16 protein-coding genes are annotated in these 18,448 nt (G+C 42.9%); 2 read left to right on the top strand and 14 right to left on the bottom strand.

What is annotated here, in order from left to right; translation table 11 throughout:
* Positions 1-28 precede the first annotated feature (28 nt).
* Positions 29-739 (bottom strand): Bax inhibitor-1/YccA family protein, encoded by a 711-nt coding sequence (locus ACO03U_RS02885; protein ID WP_423104389.1) that lies wholly within the window; start codon positions 737-739, stop codon positions 29-31.
* Between the two features lies 1 nt (position 740).
* The gene (locus tag ACO03U_RS02880; RefSeq protein ID WP_161868568.1) at positions 741-1,202 is read right to left on the bottom strand and encodes a MaoC family dehydratase; all 462 of its coding nucleotides are present in this window, start codon (positions 1,200-1,202) and stop codon (positions 741-743) included.
* A 279-nt stretch (positions 1,203-1,481) separates the two neighbouring features.
* Between ACO03U_RS02880 and ACO03U_RS02875 the strand changes: the two genes are divergently transcribed.
* A complete protein-coding gene (locus tag ACO03U_RS02875) occupies positions 1,482-1,661 on the top strand; it encodes a hypothetical protein (protein ID WP_204685298.1) in 180 nt (59 codons plus the stop codon).
* A 121-nt stretch (positions 1,662-1,782) separates the two neighbouring features.
* Here ACO03U_RS02875 and thrS read toward each other — a convergent pair whose 3' ends face one another.
* The 3 genes from thrS to ACO03U_RS02860 all read right to left on the bottom strand — a co-directional run bounded on the left by thrS (position 1,783) and on the right by ACO03U_RS02860 (position 5,284).
* On the bottom strand, positions 1,783-3,723 hold the full coding sequence (gene thrS, locus ACO03U_RS02870; protein ID WP_204685296.1) for a threonine--tRNA ligase: 1,941 nt from the start codon (positions 3,721-3,723) through the stop codon (positions 1,783-1,785).
* Between the two features lie 456 nt (positions 3,724-4,179).
* Positions 4,180-4,359 (bottom strand): 2-hydroxymuconate tautomerase, encoded by a 180-nt coding sequence (locus tag ACO03U_RS02865; protein ID WP_161868565.1) that lies wholly within the window; start codon positions 4,357-4,359, stop codon positions 4,180-4,182.
* Between the two features lie 46 nt (positions 4,360-4,405).
* The gene (locus ACO03U_RS02860) at positions 4,406-5,284 is read right to left on the bottom strand and encodes an aminoglycoside 6-adenylyltransferase (RefSeq protein ID WP_204685294.1); all 879 of its coding nucleotides are present in this window, start codon (positions 5,282-5,284) and stop codon (positions 4,406-4,408) included.
* A gap of 199 nt (positions 5,285-5,483) precedes the next feature.
* On the opposite strand from ACO03U_RS02860, the gene helD reads away from it, so the two are divergent.
* Complete coding sequence (gene helD, locus ACO03U_RS02855) at positions 5,484-7,772, top strand: RNA polymerase recycling motor HelD (RefSeq protein ID WP_204685292.1); 2,289 nt, start codon at positions 5,484-5,486, stop codon at positions 7,770-7,772.
* A gap of 140 nt (positions 7,773-7,912) precedes the next feature.
* On the opposite strand, the gene ACO03U_RS02850 is transcribed toward helD, so the two are convergent.
* The 9 genes from ACO03U_RS02850 to ACO03U_RS02810 form a co-directional block, all read right to left on the bottom strand.
* On the bottom strand, positions 7,913-8,590 hold the full coding sequence (locus tag ACO03U_RS02850) for a hypothetical protein (protein WP_161868562.1): 678 nt from the start codon (positions 8,588-8,590) through the stop codon (positions 7,913-7,915).
* 242 nt (positions 8,591-8,832) lie between these two features.
* Positions 8,833-10,353, bottom strand: a complete 1,521-nt coding sequence (gene glpK, locus ACO03U_RS02845; RefSeq protein ID WP_204685290.1) for a glycerol kinase GlpK — start codon at positions 10,351-10,353, stop codon at positions 8,833-8,835.
* Between the two features lie 222 nt (positions 10,354-10,575).
* The gene (gene murC / locus ACO03U_RS02840; protein ID WP_161868600.1) at positions 10,576-11,910 is read right to left on the bottom strand and encodes a UDP-N-acetylmuramate--L-alanine ligase; all 1,335 of its coding nucleotides are present in this window, start codon (positions 11,908-11,910) and stop codon (positions 10,576-10,578) included.
* Positions 11,911-12,119: 209 nt separating this feature from the next.
* Positions 12,120-12,593 (bottom strand): SprT family protein, encoded by a 474-nt coding sequence (locus ACO03U_RS02835; RefSeq protein WP_204685288.1) that lies wholly within the window; start codon positions 12,591-12,593, stop codon positions 12,120-12,122.
* Between the two features lies 1 nt (position 12,594).
* Positions 12,595-14,778 carry a Tex family protein gene (locus ACO03U_RS02830; protein WP_204685286.1) on the bottom strand — a complete coding sequence of 728 codons (2,184 nt, stop codon included), beginning with the start codon at positions 14,776-14,778 and terminating at the stop codon, positions 12,595-12,597.
* A gap of 177 nt (positions 14,779-14,955) precedes the next feature.
* Positions 14,956-15,690 (bottom strand): metallophosphoesterase, encoded by a 735-nt coding sequence (locus ACO03U_RS02825; protein ID WP_204685284.1) that lies wholly within the window; start codon positions 15,688-15,690, stop codon positions 14,956-14,958.
* 311 nt (positions 15,691-16,001) lie between these two features.
* The gene (hydA, locus tag ACO03U_RS02820; protein WP_204685282.1) at positions 16,002-17,381 is read right to left on the bottom strand and encodes a dihydropyrimidinase; all 1,380 of its coding nucleotides are present in this window, start codon (positions 17,379-17,381) and stop codon (positions 16,002-16,004) included.
* Between the two features lie 209 nt (positions 17,382-17,590).
* On the bottom strand, positions 17,591-17,968 hold the full coding sequence (locus tag ACO03U_RS02815; RefSeq protein ID WP_204685279.1) for a VOC family protein: 378 nt from the start codon (positions 17,966-17,968) through the stop codon (positions 17,591-17,593).
* Between the two features lies 1 nt (position 17,969).
* The gene (locus ACO03U_RS02810) at positions 17,970-18,368 is read right to left on the bottom strand and encodes a DUF1149 family protein (protein ID WP_161868556.1); all 399 of its coding nucleotides are present in this window, start codon (positions 18,366-18,368) and stop codon (positions 17,970-17,972) included.
* Between the last annotated feature and the right edge of the window lie 80 nt (positions 18,369-18,448).

Below are 18,448 nucleotides of genomic sequence, written 5' to 3'. Positions count from 1 at the left end.
AGCTTTTTGATCATTACTTGATTCTTGATTAATTGTCGTCGTAACCGAAAATTCGTAACAAATATAAGAAAATATTGATAAAATCCAGGTACAATTGCAACGCACAGAAAGCGGCAATCCCGGTATTTTCTTGATTTTGAAATTGGAAGTAATATTTACGAATCATCTGGTTGTCATAAGCTGTCAAGCCAGTGAAGACCACTACACCGATGATGGCTAATACTAAATCTAATCCAGTACTATGGAAGACAAATGCGTTTAGCACCATGGTAATAATCAAGCCCCAGACTAGAATAATCCCGATACGTCCGAAAATACTCAAATCCTTTTTGATAAACATCCCCACCGCTGCAGCCCCGGCAAACGTAACCATAGCAGTAACAAATGCTTGAACCACCGTCGCTTGACTATAAACCATCAACGTCACAGTCAAAGTCACACCTGTCAACAGCGAATAAACGAGGAAGCCGGCCATCGTTAAAGCGGGATTTTTGCTAGCTTTCCGACTCATCACCACGACTAAAATCAGTTGGATGATCCATAAGCCCCAAAAACCAAGGGGAAAACGATCAATAAAATTCAGTACTTGATATTTGAAAACATTGGCCCCCAGATAAGCAGTCAATGCACTTAAACCCAAACCTGCAGCGAAAATACCGTAAACCTTAGCGTAAAATTTATTCAACGCACCAATGTTTACCCCTGTCGCTTGGAAACGGTTAGGAGATTGGTTGTTCATGTTATCCAATTTCATCACTCTCTTTCTTTGATGGTGGTTGCACCATTACTACGGCGTCTAACACGCGGCTTTCTTCGGCGTTTACGGCTACTACCGAAATTGTCACCACATCTTTCATTTTATCCACCTTAATCACTTCAAACTCAAAAGTCAATGTTTCATAATGATAAACCGCCTCGATGAAGTTTACTGAGAAATTCACCACATGGGAACCCGGACCCGGTAGATGCTTACTGATGGCCGAAGTGATAATCCCCATCAACATCACTGAAGGCACAATTGGTCGTTGGTACTCGGTTTCTTGGGCGTACTCATGCTGGATATACAACGGATTTGCATCATTTGTCAGTCCTAAATAGATTAACAGCTGACTGTCTTCAATGGATTCCGTTAAGGATAGCGAGTCTCCTTCCGCAATTTCATCGATGGTCTTGCCAATTTTTTTGCTTCGATTTATCTGCAAAACATATTCCTCCGAAAATAGATGTCATATAAAACTAACTCAATTTTATCAAAACCCCTTAAAAGTGCAAGTTTTGTTTATTGAGTTTTACTTGGAAATGAAATTTTTTCGTTTTTTTAAATCCTTTTATTTACCTATCCTACACTTCTTGAGAGAAAAAGAAATCCGTCTAAAGACTTATTCAAATGAAGTGACCTACTATACTCATTGGACACAAACAAACTCCCATACGGTGTTACAATCAGCTTAACTTGAAGAATACATGGAGGCTAATTATCGATGGCAACACATGTTTTGTTAATAAACAATTTATTTCCTTTGCTTCATAGCATATTATTTTCCGGTCTAGCTACAGTCAATCCAATTTCTAAGGAGCTAAATTACACCTTTTTTGCACCATCGAAAACCAGCATGAAACTCTCTATAACCCTTGATAAAACAGGAGTTTACATAGATTAAAACTTATAATCCCTTAGTCTATAAAACAACTTAAGGTTCTCGGTTTCGTCTTACAACGGCACCGAGAACCTCGATTATGTTACAAATAATCAGTCAAAAGTTCCTGTTTTTCTTTTAACTGTTAAACCCGACTATAGTTTTTCACTTCGGCTGCCAAAGATTCGATAAAGAGATTGGCAGGCATTACTTCGGTTTCCTTGCTACCGTATTTACGGATATTTACCGTCGCATCTTGCATTTCTTGATCCCCGATAACAATTTGATAAGGGATTTTTTGTGTTTGGGAACCGCGAATCTTGTACCCCATTTTTTCATTGCGATCGTCCACTTCCACCCGTAGACCCAAGACTTGCATGCGCTCTTTCAGCTCATAAGCATAATCACTATGAGCATCGACAGAAACTGGGATGATGGTCGCTTGAACTGGTGACAACCAAGTTGGGAATGCACCTTTGTACACTTCAGTCAAATAAGCGACAAAACGTTCCATCGTTGAAACGATTCCCCGGTGGATGACTACTGGACGGTGAGTATTTTCGCCATCTTCACCCACATAAGTCAAATCGAAACGCTCTGGCAATAAGAAGTCCAATTGAATCGTTGACAACGTTTCTTCCATTCCTAGAGCTGTTTTTACTTGGACATCAAGTTTTGGTCCATAAAAAGCGGCTTCCCCTTCTGCTTCGAAATAATCCAACCCTAATTCATCCATAGCGGCTTTCAACATAGTTTGCGCATTTTCCCACATGGCATCATCGTCGAAGTATTTATCAGTGTTATTCGGATCACGATAGCTTAGGCGGAAACGGTAATCAGTAACGTTGAAATCAGCATAAACGGAAGTCATCAAATCCAACGTACGTTTGAATTCATCTTTGATCTGATCTGGACGCACAAAGGTATGTCCATCGTTTAACGTCATTTCCCGAACCCGTTGCAAGCCGCTCAAAGCACCAGATTTTTCATAACGGTGCATCATACCTAATTCTGCAATGCGGATTGGCAGTTCACGATAAGAGTGGATATGGTTTTTATAAACCATCATGTGGTGAGGACAGTTCATTGGTCGCAAAACCAACATTTCTCCATCCCCCATATCCATTGGCGGGAACATGTCATCATGGTAATGATCCCAGTGACCAGAAGTTTTGTATAAATTAACATCTGCCATAATTGGTGTATACACGTGCTGGTAACCGAGACTAATTTCTTTGTCCACAATGTAGCGTTCAATAATCCGCCGAATAGTCGCTCCCTTTGGTAACCAGAAAGGTAAGCCAGAACCTACTTCAGGAGATACCATAAACAAGTCTAGTTCTTTTCCTAGTTTCCGATGATCTCTTTCTTTGGCTTCTTCTCGCATACGGATAAATTCTTTCAAAGCTTTTTTATCAAAGAAAGCTGTCCCGTAAACCCGTTGCATCATATGATTGTTGGAATCGCCACGCCAGTATGCCCCCGCCACTGACAACAAATGGAAGACTTGAATCCGGCCTGTTGAAGGTACGTGAGGCCCGCGGCAGAGATCGACAAATTCCCCTTGACGATAAGCTGTAATCACTTCATCTTCCGGCATCTCACTAATCAATTCTTCTTTGTAAGGATCCCCGGCAAATAATTCCAACGCTTCCTCACGAGTTAAGACATGACGCTCGATTGGCAAGTTTTCTTTGACGATTTTCATCATTTCAGTTTCGATTGCCGGTAAATCTTCCGCTGTGATTGGGTGTTCGCCATTATCAGTATCATAATAAAAACCAGAATCAATTGCTGGGCCGACACCGAAGTGGATGTTTGGAAACAGGCGGCGAGCAGCTTGTGCCATCAAATGAGCAGCAGAATGACGTAAAATAGCCAATGCTTCTTCAGAATCAGGAGTGATGATTTCTAGCGCACCATCTGCTTCAAGACCTCTTGTTAAATCGACTAACTCGCCATTGAACTTACCAGCAAGGGCTTTTTTTGCAAGGCTGTTGGAAATACTAGCGGCGATGTCTTTAGTCGTTACACCAGCCTCAAATTCCTTCACAGCGCCATCGGGAAATGTAATCTTAATTACCATATAAACTCCTCCTCTAATTCATCCATAATCATAACTTCTGCTTAAAACAACTCCAGCGGCAGCATCCTAAACATCCTAGGTGGCTTCACTAAAACAAAAAGTCCTAGCATTTTCAAGCCTTACGCTCAAAAATACTAGGACGTCATTACGTGGTTCCACCTAAATTCAAATACCCGATTGGGACAGGTATTCCTCTTTGCGATAACGGTGCCAGCCGCTTCTGCATTTGACAGAAGTCTGAAAAAGTGGTCATCCCCCGGTTTTCTTTTAGGTCGCTTGCAGCCAAGGCGCCCCTCTCTTGAAAAAGACTCTCAGGTTCAGTTGGTTTTTTCATCGATCAAGTATGCTTACATTTAAACACTGATAAAAAAAATTTGCAAGGAAAATCTATGAAGATTTTCCTTGCAATTATTTTTGAGGTAATCTTACAGATTTCAAAAGGCTCTTCATCAAGGTTTAAGCTTTCCATTTTCCATCAACTGCATAAGTTCCTGGCTGCATTTCATTGATGATGACATGGATATGTTCTTTTGGTGCACCGGTATTTTTATGGACAGCTTCAGTAATCTCTTCCATCATTTTTGTCAAAGATTCTTGGCTGCGGCCAGCTACCAACTCCACATGGATAAAAGGCATAACGATTCCTCCTTCCTGATTAAAACTAATTATTGACAATCACGAACTACTCCGATGCTCCCCGTTGAATGCTTTCTTGATTATTATACCATTTATGCGTATATGCTAAGACTTTTGCAACAGTTTGATCGTCATACTGATAGCCCAAATTGGCGGCGTTGTTGCGGGCAACCTTATCAAATAGCTTTTGGGTCAAAAACAAGGATTGCCAAATATTTTCAAAGCTCGTAAAATTCCGCATCGCAAATAATTGCCAGTTCGTCTCTTCATCTAACTGCTTAGTTAAGTATTTGTAGTTTTTCCCTAGGCTTTGGTTCCAGCCAGTAGTCAGTCCGACTTGCCAGCTAAGCATACGTAGCAACTCTTCTTGACAAATCGTATACAAATGATCGGTAGCATACATTAATTCTTGACGACACAACCCTTTTACTACATAAGTCGTCACCCACCAAAACTCATTGCAACAATCCTCAAAGACTCCTTGAGTAGGTTTTTGCAACCAAAATTTTGCATCGCTAGGCGCGGGAAACTGTGGCATAACCTCTTTTGGATCCCATAGCACTTTGATAAAGGGATCGTCCTCCAACAAAACAGGCAACTCTGAATATGGACACAAGGTCAAATCAATGCGATTGCCGTCTTCAAAAAGCATCAAAAAAGTAAAGCGTTCCCCCAAAGTTGCCGGAAACAACTCTGACTCTTCAGGGGTCTGTTGGATCAAAACGGGACCAAATGCCTGCAGCCAACTTCGCTCGGCTAAAAGTGCTTCCTTGTCATTTACGAGATAAACGACATCAAAATCCTGAAAAATATCCAGGGGCGCCTGTTGATTCATGCGTGAACCTTCCAGAGCGACCGCATCCACTTGCGGTAAATTTTCAGCTACACTTAGGATCAAACGCATCATTTCCGCTTCACTACGCATTTTCTACCTCCATCCGTTGTTAATCTTCAACACCAGGGAAATCTGGTCTTGTTTTTTCTAAAGTATATCATATCAATTGGCTAGATAGCTTCGCAGTCCTGCTTTTTTGTGCTATACTTTTAAGACGTATTTTCCACTGCGTTGACAAAAAAATAGCTTTTTCGCGACGTAAGCTGATTAAAGGAGTTTACACTTAACAATGAACTTAGAACGAACCAAAGAACAACAACACACAGACGCAACTATTCAACTCATTCAAACTGAAGAAAAGCTCCTACAAACCCAGCAACAAGCACTGTCAGGACAAGTCCAAGAACAGTTACAAGGGATCGGTGAGCGGCGAATCCGTGGTGGTGACGAGGAAGCCTTTTATGAATCAGTTTTGGAATACCGCCAATATGAAGAAGAATTACTAATGAAATACCATTCCGCTGAAGCCACTGAAAAACGATTGAAAACTTTAGCGACGATGTCTGGCAACCCTTACTTTGCTCGTATTGATTTCACTGAAGCCCAAGAAGCACCGGAAACTTTATATTTAGGGATCGCCTCGTTGCGGGATAAAGATGAAAATACCATCGTCATCGATTGGCGAGCACCGATTGCCAATTTATACTATGAGGGGGAATTAGGCCCAACCTTTTACGAAACTGACCATGATCGGTATGAGGTGGACCTCCTCTTAAAGCGCCAGTTCAAAATTCAAGAAGGTCAAATCCTCTCGATGGTGGATACATCCGAAGTGATTAACGATGAGTTTTTATTGGAGATTTTAGATGAAGCTTCTTCTTCTCAAATGAAAAATATCGTCTCCACCATCCAAAAAGCACAGAATCAAATTATTCGTGACACCCACAGCAAAGTGATGCTGATTGAAGGAATCGCCGGGTCTGGGAAAACCTCCGCTCTTTTGCAACGGATTGCCTTTTTGCTCTATCGTCACCGCAAATGGCTCGACGATGACCAAGTCTTACTTTTTTCACCTAACCACCTCTTTTCTGATTATATTTCCATGGTTTTGCCTTCTTTAGGCGAAAGCGAAGTGCCCACGCGGACTTTCCGAGCCTTTATGCAGCAACTCCTACCGACTTTTACCATCGAAAAAGAAGAACAACAAGAGGAAGTTTTCTTATCCGGTTCTGAAAGTCGTGCTGAACGACTAAAGAGCGGATTGGCTTTAGTGGATTATAGTCAGACGTATATCCAGAAAATCACCGAACTAGGGCCCCTGTTCCGCGATCTGAAAATCAATGGGACTACCTATATCACGGCCAAACAAATGCGGAATTGGTATCGCGAAACGAATCCCCAGCTACCTTTGTACCAGCGTACGCAACTATTGCAAACTAAGCTTCTGAAAAAAGCTGGTGGGTTACAAAAAGATGAAGCCAAAAAACAATGGGTCAAAGAGGCTACCGAAGAAAAACTTCAGGAATATTTTGATGACCATCCAAACATGGAAGATACCGAAGAAAAAGAACGGAAAATTCGCGCACAAATTCGCAAAGCTGTCGTACGCCGTTATTTCCGTCCGTTGAACCGGGCCATCGAAAAATTCCAGTTTATCAATTATTCCAAGCAATATTTACACTTCTTGCAAACTGTTCCAACAGCAATTTTGGATACTGCGCAAGTGACCAAAGAAGACTGGCGCTTAGCCATCGATCAAGTACGTACGCAGCTCAAAGCGCGCCAACTGCAACAAGAAGATGCCGTTTTATTCTTCCTGTTGACGCGGGGACTGTATCCGGTAGACGTACCCTTGAAAGCCCGCTTTATCTTTGTTGATGAGATGCAAGATTTTCCGCCGGCACAAGTCGCTTTATTGCGAAATTTATACCCAAAAGCCGGCATTACCTTATGTGGAGACCTAAATCAAAAAGTTTTCGGCAACGAAACCATCGTAGGTACTTTACCCCAACTATTTGCTGACACCGAAGTCACTCGTTATCAATTGACCACAAGCTATCGTTCTACCAAAGAAATTACCGATTTTGCCAATCAATTTCTTAGCCATGAAGATCAAGTGGAGTTAACTGCTCGCAAAGGTGGCTTACCATTAATACTCCAAGGAAATTCTCAGGCTGAAAATCTCCAAGCCTTATTGACCTACAGTAAACAGCATGCAGAAGTCGCGAAATACTGGCGAACGGCCATCATTTGTAAGACAAAAGAAGAATGTGAGGAACTGTATCACCACCTCACACCGCAAGAACAAAAAACGATTCAGCTGATTGTTTCAGAAGATGACTTTATGAAGCGCCCCCTCATGATCATCCCGGCCTTTTTGGCTAAGGGTTTGGAATTTGACCGGGTTTTCGCCTGGAACATCGGAACTAACTTCGAGACCGAGCAGGATCGATTAATCCTTTACACCATCTGTACGCGGGCGATGCATGAGCTAATCTTACTGACCAACCCAACTCAGAGTGCTCTTTTAGCTGATGCCAATCCGCAAACTTACCGTTTTCAAACAATTAACAGCTAGCAACTGCTGCCAAAGAAAAAACGCGTCCACTTTTGAGGGACGCGTTTTTGTTTTTTGCTGATAGCATTGAATCATAGTTTAATACTAAAAAAATGATACCAAACATGAGGCCTTGCTGAAAGAAAAGTCAAACTGATTTCTTAACCAACTGCATCTAACATTGACGCTTTTTGAAACAACGTTACATGAGGATATTTTAGGCGAATAATATCAAATACTAGTTGAACTTGTTGCAAATGTTTCGGATTATCCAAATCCAAAATCTTACTATGTCGACCAATTTGCGGATCACCAACTAGGTGCCGCTCTTGGTTCCATTGGATAAACTCCTCTTCCGTTTGCATTTCTTGCAATGCAAAACTAGCACCATCAACAATTTCTGAGAGACGAAAAGCAACATAAGCGCTATCAATCATTTTGAGACCACGAAAGCGTCGTAACGGACAACAAGCTGCTGAATAGCCGAAAACTATTTTTTCAGCTTCGAAGTCATCCGCTAAAAACCAATCCACTAAGCGAAAATAAGCTTCTAAGCGCCAAGATTCATTTAGTACCATCTGAACATGACTATCTCGCCGAAAAACCAACGGAATCCGGATATCTTTTTTATAAATGAGCATTGGCGCATGGGGAATAGAAATTGGTAGATAGCGATTTAAGAACCCTGCCGCCTGATAGTTTTCCACTCGATAACCCTCCACACCCAAGTGTTGGCACTGCTCCACCAAAGCAGAACACTGACAGATAGGCACCGCAACTTCCTGCGACACCACCGCATAGGATTCTGACCGAAAAACCGGTTCCAAAGTAATCTCCACGTTAAAGCCCCCAATCCAAATAAGTCCTAAGCAAATAAAGAAAGCCCATTCGTACTATTAGACAGTCCATCTGAGTCCAGATGGGAAGTCATTTCCTTGGCCAGCTGACATTTGCTTTTTATAATGATATTTTAACATATTTCCAATAAAATGATAGTGATTTTTCGGGGAGTGGAATAATTGTTCAAAAAACCAACGTCTATGGCAAAAAATGCCATAAACGTTGGTTTTGCTTCACTAGACTACCGATCCAGCTCCCGTAATGGTCGGTGTTTGAAGCCCATGGTTGCTTGGACGGCTTCTTGCCAACCTTCATAAAGGTTTTCTGCTACGATTGGTGTCATTTGTGCTTCAAAGACATCCCCCATGGAAACAAATTTGGCTAACTCTTCGCATGATTTCCAGAAACCGACAGCCAATCCAGCCATAAAAGCCACACCTAATGCTGTCGTTTCCGCATAAGCAGCCCGTTCCACGGTGGTCTGGAGAATATCCGCTTGAAATTGCATCAATAAATTATTTTGCGAAGCGCCACCATCTACTCGCAATAGTTTTATCGGCATGCCAGAATCTTTTGCCATCGTTTCCACCACATCCCGAGACTGATAAGCCAAAGATTCCAATGTTGCTCGAATCAAATGTTCTTTTGTTGTGCCACGAGTCAGTCCAAAGACCGCCCCTCTGGCTTCTTGATCCCAATAAGGTGCCCCTAATCCGGTGAAGGCCGGTACCACATAAACATTGTCACTATCGGGTACCCGGCTGGCATATGCTTCTGACTCGGCAGCATTAGTGAACAACCGCAGCCCATCCCGTAGCCATTGTATCGAGGAACCCGCCACGAAGATACTACCTTCCAAGGCATAACAAACTTCTCCATCCAGTCCATAAGCAATCGTCGTCAATAAACCAGTCTTCGAAGGAATTGGTGTAGAACCCGTATTCATCACGATAAAAGCCCCGGTTCCATAAGTGTTTTTCACCATGCCTTTTTCGAAGGCTTGTTGACCAAAAAGAGCCGCCTGCTGATCGCCAGCCATCCCAGCAATCGGGATTTTTTTCCCATAAAAAAGAAAGTCCTCTGTATATCCGTAAATCTCGGAATTGCTACAGACTTCGGGCAACAGACTTTTGGGAATATTTAATAAAGCCAAAATTTCTTCGTCCCAAGTCAGTTCATGGATATTGAACAACATCGTTCGAGAAGCATTGGTGTAGTCGGTCTTGTGAGCTTTGCCATTGGTCAACTTCCATAAGAGCCAAGTATCGATGGTCCCAAACAAAAGCTCGCCTTTTTCTGCCCGTTCCTGACTCCCTGCCACATGATCAAGAATCCAACGAATCTTAGTGGCTGAAAAGTAAGAATCGATAATCAAACCAGTTTTTTCTCGAATCATTTGTTCATGACCAGCTTGTTTCAGTCCGTCAGCGATTTCATTGGTTTGCTTTGACTGCCAGACGACTGCATTATAAATTGGTTCACCAGTTATGCGATCCCAGATAACAGTGGTTTCTCGTTGATTGGTAATCCCAATCGCCACGATTTCCTCTGGCCGAACATTGCCTGCAATTAACACATCAGACATCACTGATTGGGCCGAATTCCAAATCTCCATCGGATTGTGCTCCACCCAGCCAGCTTCTGGAAAAATTTGTGTAAACTCCCGCTGTGCACTGGCAACACCATTACCTTGATGGTTAAAAAGAATGGCCCGCGTACTGGTAGTGCCTTGATCCAAGGATAAAATATACTTGTCTTCCACTTGTTACTCCCGCTTTCATCAAAAAATTCATCTAAGTATACCACAATCTCAATCAAGTTATCTTGTTTCAATCGCTGCAACCCGTCACATCAATATGATGACATGCTGTGCTACTTAATTCCTGATACATCAGTTTTTTTGGAGCTTAATTGTATAGGTTCTTTAGCTGCAGAAAAAAACAGCTGACCGATGTTTGATCAGTCAGCTGCTTTTCTAATTTTCTTAAAGAACGTTCCGAGTAGTATTGCTTAACAATTTTTCATAGGCTTGTTCAAATTTTTGGACATCCCCAGCACCCATAAAGATAATCACGGCATTCTCGAAGTCCAATAAAGGTGAAACGTTGTCTTCTTTGATGACTTGGCCACCTTTTTTGATTTTACTACCTAAGTCTTCAATCTTCACGTCCCCTTCTTGTTCCCGCGCAGAGCCAAAGATATCACATAGGAAGACTTTATCCGCCAAGTCCAATGCTCCTGCGAACTCATCCATCAAAGCGATGGTGCGTGTAAACGTATGGGGTTGGAAAACAGCGATAATTTCTTTTTTCGGATATTTTTGGCGGGCAGCATCAATCGTGGCTCTGATTTCAGCTGGGTGATGAGCATAGTCATCGACAATCGTCATATCGGCTACTTTCTTTTCAGAGAAGCGACGTTTGACCCCGGCAAAACTCTTCATTTCATCAGCAACTTCTGCCATCGGAATCCCTTCCAAATGAGCAATCCCAATCACACCAAGGGCATTGTAAATATTGTGTTTGCCAAAAGCTGGCAGTTCAAAATGACCGATGTTTTCTCCTTTAACAAAGACATCAAATTCTGAACCTTTTGTCGTACGGGTGATATTTTTCGCTTGAATATCATCATCGTCATTGACACCATAGTAATAAATAGGAACATCTGCTTCAATCTTGCGTAGGTATTTGTCATCACCGAAAGCAAAAATCCCTTTTTTCACTTGCTTAGCTAAGGTTTGGAACGCATCATAGACATCTTCAATGCTATGGAAATAATCTGGATGGTCAAAATCAATATTGGTCATGATAGCATAATCAGGAGCATAGGCCAAGAAATGACGCCGGTATTCACAAGCTTCAAAAGCAAAGAAGTCAGCGTCTGGCACCCCATGACCTGTCCCATCACCAATCAAGTAACTCGTCGGACTCACACCGCTAAAGACATGCGCTAACAAGCCGGTGGTACTCGTTTTCCCATGAGAACCAGTCACTGCAATGCTTGTATAATCTTGAATAAAATTACCGATGAAATCATGGTAGCGAATCACTTCCAAGCCGAGATCTTTCGCCCGTTGAATTTCGGGATGGCTATCTGGAAAGGCCAAACCGGCAATGATAATCATGCCTTCTTTAATATTATCAGGTGAGAAAGGCAGCAGCGTAATCCCGGCCTTTTCTAAATCTCTTTGGGTAAAGAAATACTGTTCCACATCAGAGCCTTGCACGTGGTAGCCCTTTTCATGGAGTACGAGAGCCAAAGAACTCATCCCAGAGCCTTTGATCCCGACGAAATGATACAATTTATCTTTGTCTGTCATCTTCATAATGGTGGATATCCTCTTTTCTTGATCCTTGGAATCACGTCAATCAGCCATTTCCACAATGGCCTTACAGTCAAAATGGGGAACCCCCCTTAACACGTTCCATATTATCTAACATTTCCTCTAAAAGTGCAACTGAGTTTTCTCGCAAGGAATTGTTGGCACTGATTTTGCTTAAATTTATTAAAAATCTTTCAAAACACTTGTCATTTTCCATCCAGCGCGCCGCAAAAAGTCAAATTCCCGCGACAACGACTGCAACGATAACGCTGAGTATTGAGACGTCGCTTGAGGGGGTACTCTTGCCCACAGGTTTGGCACCGATACAGCCAACGATAATCAAGGGTATGACCTTTGCCAACAGCTTCCACTCTTGGAGCATAGCGGAGACCCCCTGTTTTTTTCAGTAATTGCTTAAAAGCAGCATCTTGGTGACGATAACCTTGCCCGCTGAGATGAAGATGATAGTGACACAATTCATGCTTGATAATACCAGCTATCGTATCAGCATCCACTTGAGCAAACAAAGTCGGATTAAAATCCAGATGATGATCCGTCAAGTGGTAACGGCCCCCAGTCGTTTTCAAGCGCCCATTAAAAACAGCTTGGTGCCGAAAAGGTCGCCGAAAAGTCACTAAAGAAATCTCTTCTACTAAACTTTGGAGTTCTTCTTGTGTCATGTTACTTCGCCTGACCAGGGTCCAGCATCGTCAAGCTAATGCGCCCTTTTTTCAGGTCCACTTGTTCGACCCAAACGGTGACGATATCCCCAACAGCTACGACATCTTTCGGGTGTTTGACAAATTTGTCACTGAGCTTGGAGATATGGACCAAACCATCTTGTTTCACCCCGATATCCACAAAAGCACCGAAATCAATGACATTGCGGACAGTTCCTTTTAATTCCATACCAGGACGCAGGTCTGACATTTTCAGGACGTCTTTACGCAACAAGGGTGCCGGCATTTCGTCTCGCATATCGCGACCAGGTTGCAAAAGAGCTTTTAGGATATCCTTGGCTGTTTCTTTGCCGATTTCTAATTCGCGGCTTAACTGGTCTGGTTTTAAAGCAGCAAGGGCATTTTTGGCTTTCACTTGCCCCAGTTCTTTTTCGGTAATCTGGGCTAACGCAAGGATCGCTTTGGCTGCAGGATAACTTTCTGGGTGAATCCCCGTATTGTCTAAGATATGTTTCCCACCAGGAATACGCAAAAAGCCAATCGCTTGTTCATATGCTTTTGGTCCTAAGCGAGGCACTTTTTTCAACTGGTTTCTCGCGCTAAACGCCCCGTTTTCTTCGCGGTAAGTAAAAATATTCTGGGCAGTGGTTTTATTTAAGCCCGCTACGTGCTGCAATAACTGCGGGCTAGCGGTATTTACATCGACACCCACTTGGTTAACGACCGTTTCCACGACAAAATCTAATTGTTCTGCCAGACGTTTTTGGGAAACGTCATGCTGATATTGACCGACTCCCACCGCTTGCGGATCAATTTTTACCAACTCAGCCAAAGGATCTTGCAAGCGGCGCCCAATACTGATGGCACTGCGTTCTTCGACTGCAAGATTCGGAAATTCAGCTCGTGCGATATCACTAGCGGAATAGACTGAGGCCCCAGCTTCATTGACAATCACATAAAAGACATCCCGTTTGATTTCTCTCAGCTGCTCTGCGACGAATTGTTCTGATTCTCGGCTTGCAGTACCGTTCCCGATAGCTACCATATCCACCTGGTATTTTTCAATCAGTTGGCGAAAGGTCGGAGCTGCGGCCGCCTGTTTGCTACCAGCTGCCGGTTTGTGAGGATAAATGACCGCAATATCCAATACTTTACCAGTGGCATCCAATATGGCCAACTTACAACCTGTACGGTAAGCAGGATCAAAGCCCATCACGACCTTCCCCTTCAAAGGGGCTTGCAATAACAGATTTCGTAAGTTCTCACCAAAAATAGCAATCGCTTGTTCATCCGCTTCCTCTGTTAACTGGTTGCGAAGTTCACGTTCGATGGCCGGTCCAATAAAACGCTTATACGCATTTTGATAGCCTTCAATAACAAAAGGTGCAGCTGGTGAAGCACTGTTCTTGATCAATTGCTGGTCAAAGTAAGCCATGATTTTGCTTTCATCAACTTTGATACTGACTTTCAAAATGTCTTCTTTTTCGCCACGATTAGTAGCCAATACTCGGTGGGAAACCATCCGCTTCACCGGTTCACTAAAATCATAATACATCTCGTAAACGCCTTTTTCATCTTTGTCAGCATCTTTGACACTACTGAGGTACTGACCGTGAGTTAGGGTATATTGCCGAATCCAAGTCCGAAAGGCTGCCACATCACCAAACTGTTCGGCCAAGATTTCGTGAGCACCAGCTAAGGCATCTTCTGGGCTAGTCACATCTTGACTTAGATCCACAAATTCAGCTGCTTTAGCCAACACATCTCCCGTCTGAGGAAATGTCAGCAACCATTTAGCTAAAGGTTCCAACCCCCGTTCTTTAGCGATGGTAGCTTTGGTACGCCGTTTTTGTTTGTAAGGGCGGTACAAATCCTCCACTTGTTGCATTTTAGTAGCGCTCTTGATTTGCATAGCTAATTCTGGTGTCAGTTTTTCCTGCTCTTCAATCAGTCGAAGCACTTCTTCTTTGCGCTTTTCGAGGGTCGTCAAGTACTGATGCCGTTCTTCTATTTCTCGAATCTGGACTTCATCCAAATTACCGGTGACTTCTTTCCGGTAACGGGCAATAAAAGGGACTGTATTACCCTCTGTCAATAACTCCAACACCCGTTTAATCTGATCCGGATGGTATTGTTTTAATTCTTTTTGGACGAGCTTCAAAATCTCTTGATCCAAAGCTTTCACACACCTTTCAAAGAGTCCTCATGCTAACTACTGTTTCTTACCTGACATGACGACTACACTCTCTTACTTCCTAACTTTTGGATACATACCGCATTATTTTACCATATTACAGTCTAAAAATAAAAAACACCGTGAAGCTACCACGATGTTTTCACAACTATAAACACTGACTATCCACTAAATATCTGGTTGCCATGGTCCTTGAAGATTTTGGTACTCGATGTCTTGAAGGATACCATCTTTATCAAAAATAACACCGTGAATACTACCGCCAAAAACCGCCCCACCATCGATGCCAATTTTATGATCGGATTGCCACAAATCCGTCGTCTCCATATCACCATGCAGTGCTGGTGTGATGGTATGACCAAAGACGATGGTTTTACCCGTATGATTCTTAGCCCTATGAAAGGCTTCTCTAATCCAGACAAAATCGTGAGCAGACGTCAGATGCCAATCTTTTTTGGTCAAATCAACACCTGCATGGACAAAAACATACGGTCCCCACTCGTAATACAGTGGGCGTTCTTGTAAAAAAGCGACTAAGTCTTTGTATCGACTTCGGATTAGCATGGCGATTTCAGTGGGAGAATACTCCTCCCACGCACCTTTATGCAACAGACTTTCGACGGTCTGCTTTCCCCCATTGTATTGATACATAGGGCCCACTTCTTCCGGTGATTTCAAAAAATCCAGTAAGTATTCTTCATGATTGCCCATTAAATAGACAGCGCCATAGTCTTCAACTAGTTTTTTCCCCAATAATAAACTCTCTTTGCTCCGAGGACCGCGGTCAATTAAATCACCGATCAATACCAGCTGGTGCCGCTGCGGATCAAAATTGGCGATGGCTTTTTCAAAAAGATCGTACATACCGTGGATATCACTGATGGCATAGACATATGGTTTCATCAACATTCACTCCTTCTTGGTGATCCCGCTGCGATTGATAACTACTCTCTTTAGTGTACGACTTTACCGCTGAAAATGCGACGATCCGGTTTATTTAGCCAAGCAAGTTAAAAATAATTAGCTTTGTGGCATTTGTCGATCTAGTTACGGCTATTTCAATTCCTATGAAGCTAAATTTCACCATTTTTGGGCTATCGAAAAACAGGATAAAATGCTCTCTAAACCTTGATAAAATGTGACCTCACATAGACTAAAACTTATAAGACCTGAGTGTATTAAAAAACTCGACCGAGACAGTCGAGTTTTTTTGTTTAGTTTTTTGGGGTTTGCCGGTAAACAAAACTTCCTTGGCGTTCTTTGGTCACTTGGCCATTTTCTGCGACTTTTTGCCCCCGCAGATAGACAGCTTGGGCACCGCCTTTTGTCACAAAGCCGTCATAAGGCGTATAGTCAACATTTTGAAGCTGAGTTGCAGCCGAAATGACTCCCGTGACTTCGGGGTCCCAAACCACAATATCAGCATCGGACCCTTCTTGTAAAATCCCTTTTTGAGGAAAAAGGTGAAACTGCCGCGCGATATTTTCTGAGAGGAGGGCTACCATTTTTTCCAAAGAAATCTTACCAGTGGTGACACCGGCTGTATATATCACTTCAGGACGAGTTTCCACACCAGGCATACCATTAGGAATTTTACTGAAATCTTCTCGCCCCAATGTTTTCTGTCCTTCAAAATTAAAACTACAGTGATCTGTGGAAATGGTATCGATAGACCCCTCCATGACTCCTTGCCACAAAGCCGTTTGATCCGAGACTTTACGAATCGGTGGCGAGCATACAAATTTGGCACCTAAGAAATTTGGTTGATCATAGACGCTATCATCTAATACCAAATACTGTGGACAAGTCTCGACATAGAGTTTTTGCCCTCGCAGACGCGCTCTATTTACCGCCTCCAAGGAACGTTCCGTGGAAAGATGGACGATATTTACTGCTAAATCCGCTTGGTCAGCAATCATTAAATAACGTTCAATCGCCTCAGCTTCAATCGCTGCGGGACGTGAAAGGGGATGGTAATGGGTGCTAGTTTTCCCTTCTGCCAAAAGCCGACGAATATTTTCATTGACCAAATCGCCATTTTCACAGTGGACCCCCAACATCCCACGCACATTTTTGATCGCCAGCATGGCTTCAAATAATTCAGCATCTGTCACGCGTAAATTGTCATAAGCCATATACATTTTAAATGAGGTAATGCCCTTAGCTATCATGTCGCTGATTTCTTTACGTATGCCATCATTCCACTCGATAATCGACATATGGTAGGTATAATCACAAGAACTATTCCCCTGGGCAAAATTGTCCCACACTTGTAAACAGTCAGCTAAGGATTGGCCCTTGGTTGGGGTCGCCATGTCGATGACCGTCGTCGTTCCCTTGGCTACCGCAGCCTTGCTTCCGGTATAAAAATTATCCGCACAGGCTTGTGAGCCTGGGCCGTTATTGAGCTCTAAGTGGGTATGGGCATCAATAAAACCTGGTAACAAGTACCGTCCCCTCACATCCTCTACTTGGGAATCAGCCACGGGAAGATTGGTTCCGATTTCAACGATTTTATCCCCTGCAATGCGGATATCACCTTGGCGACGCCCATGAGCCGTTACCAAAATGCCCCCTTGTAACAATATCGACATGTCATTACCCCCTGTAATCTGCTTGTTCGGCGCCACAGCCAGGTCACTAGCAAGGTGCAAGCCTCAAGTCAAGCCAGTAGCTGTAAGCGTTTCAATTTATGTTAGCACAAAAGCTAAAAAAATTCAATTTCACCTAAAAAACATTTTGGTAACCTAGCCTTACCATCAAAATACAAAAACCTGCCACAAAGCGTGACAGGTTTCATACCTTAATTTGCTGGCCCACTGACCGCAAAATAGTTGCCCTCAGGATCGGCAAAATTGAAAATCAGCTGTTCTCCTAGCTGCATGACTTCACCAAGTTCGACGTTTGCAGCCGCCAATTGTTGGTACAAGCCTAAAATATCTGGTGCACTAAACATCACTGAAGGTGCCGCAACATTGACTTCTGATGAATGAGCTTGCACAAAAGTCAAATCATATAAGACAAAGTGCAAATCCGCTTCTGCCGTCGGGGCAATTTCCACCACTTGGGTCCCATCCGCTTCTTGAAGATCGATCACCACAAACCCTAAAGACTGCCAAAAAGCCACTGCTCGAGGGACATCTTCTACATACAACATGACTTGTGTTTGTGAACTAAACATCTTATTCACCTTCTGCCTGGGTAGCATTGTTTTGGAAGTTTAATTTCAATCCTGGTTCATCAGTAGCGATTTCCGTTACCTCGTAAGTAATCCGCTCGACAATATCAAATAACGGCGCCACGATTTCATCGATTTCTTCTTTGGTCAAATCCTCTTGATTTTTGACTTGACGATTGATCAGATGATTCACTTGGCTGATGCTTCCGGAAAGGACATACTCTTTAAAAACCAAGTTAAACTCCAAACGCGCCCCTAAAATAGAATTTTCTTTTGGATAATTGGGATCAGACGTTTGCAGCGGTGCAAACCCCACATTTAATTTGGTTTCATATTCTTTATCGGGAATACGATGGGCGTACTGATAAGTTTCTACTAACGGTTTATGACGTTCGATTTGCATAGTTACTGCCTCCACTCAAAAAATGTTACCAACTTGAGAATCAGACAGCGACAAGCCCATTCCAGATTCCCATTTGATAA

Origin of the sequence: Enterococcus diestrammenae (genome assembly GCF_049384045.1) — a bacterium.
Classification (GTDB): domain Bacteria; phylum Bacillota; class Bacilli; order Lactobacillales; family Enterococcaceae; genus Enterococcus_C; species Enterococcus_C diestrammenae.
The sequence above is the reverse complement of the archived record's forward strand: the minus strand, read 5'-3'. Positions and strand labels throughout refer to the sequence as shown.

Bases quoted from the DNA above. Each gene is read 5' to 3' on its own strand.
- ACO03U_RS02885 (WP_423104389.1), bottom strand. From the start codon at position 739: ATGAACAACCAATCTCCTAACCGTTTCCAAGCGACAGGGGTAAACATT.
- ACO03U_RS02875 (WP_204685298.1), top strand. From the start codon at position 1,482: ATGGCAACACATGTTTTGTTAATAAACAATTTATTTCCTTTGCTTCAT.
- thrS (WP_204685296.1), bottom strand. From the start codon at position 3,723: ATGGTAATTAAGATTACATTTCCCGATGGCGCTGTGAAGGAATTTGAG.
- ACO03U_RS02865 (WP_161868565.1), bottom strand. From the start codon at position 4,359: ATGCCTTTTATCCATGTGGAGTTGGTAGCTGGCCGCAGCCAAGAATCT.
- ACO03U_RS02860 (WP_204685294.1), bottom strand. From the start codon at position 5,284: ATGCGTAGTGAAGCGGAAATGATGCGTTTGATCCTAAGTGTAGCTGAA.
- helD (WP_204685292.1), top strand. From the start codon at position 5,484: ATGAACTTAGAACGAACCAAAGAACAACAACACACAGACGCAACTATT.
- murC (WP_161868600.1), bottom strand. From the start codon at position 11,910: ATGACAGACAAAGATAAATTGTATCATTTCGTCGGGATCAAAGGCTCT.
- ACO03U_RS02835 (WP_204685288.1), bottom strand. From the start codon at position 12,593: ATGACACAAGAAGAACTCCAAAGTTTAGTAGAAGAGATTTCTTTAGTG.
- ACO03U_RS02825 (WP_204685284.1), bottom strand. From the start codon at position 15,690: ATGAAACCATATGTCTATGCCATCAGTGATATCCACGGTATGTACGAT.
- hydA (WP_204685282.1), bottom strand. From the start codon at position 17,381: ATGTCGATATTGTTACAAGGGGGCATTTTGGTAACGGCTCATGGGCGT.
- ACO03U_RS02815 (WP_204685279.1), bottom strand. From the start codon at position 17,968: ATGTTTAGTTCACAAACACAAGTCATGTTGTATGTAGAAGATGTCCCT.
- ACO03U_RS02810 (WP_161868556.1), bottom strand. From the start codon at position 18,368: ATGCAAATCGAACGTCATAAACCGTTAGTAGAAACTTATCAGTACGCC.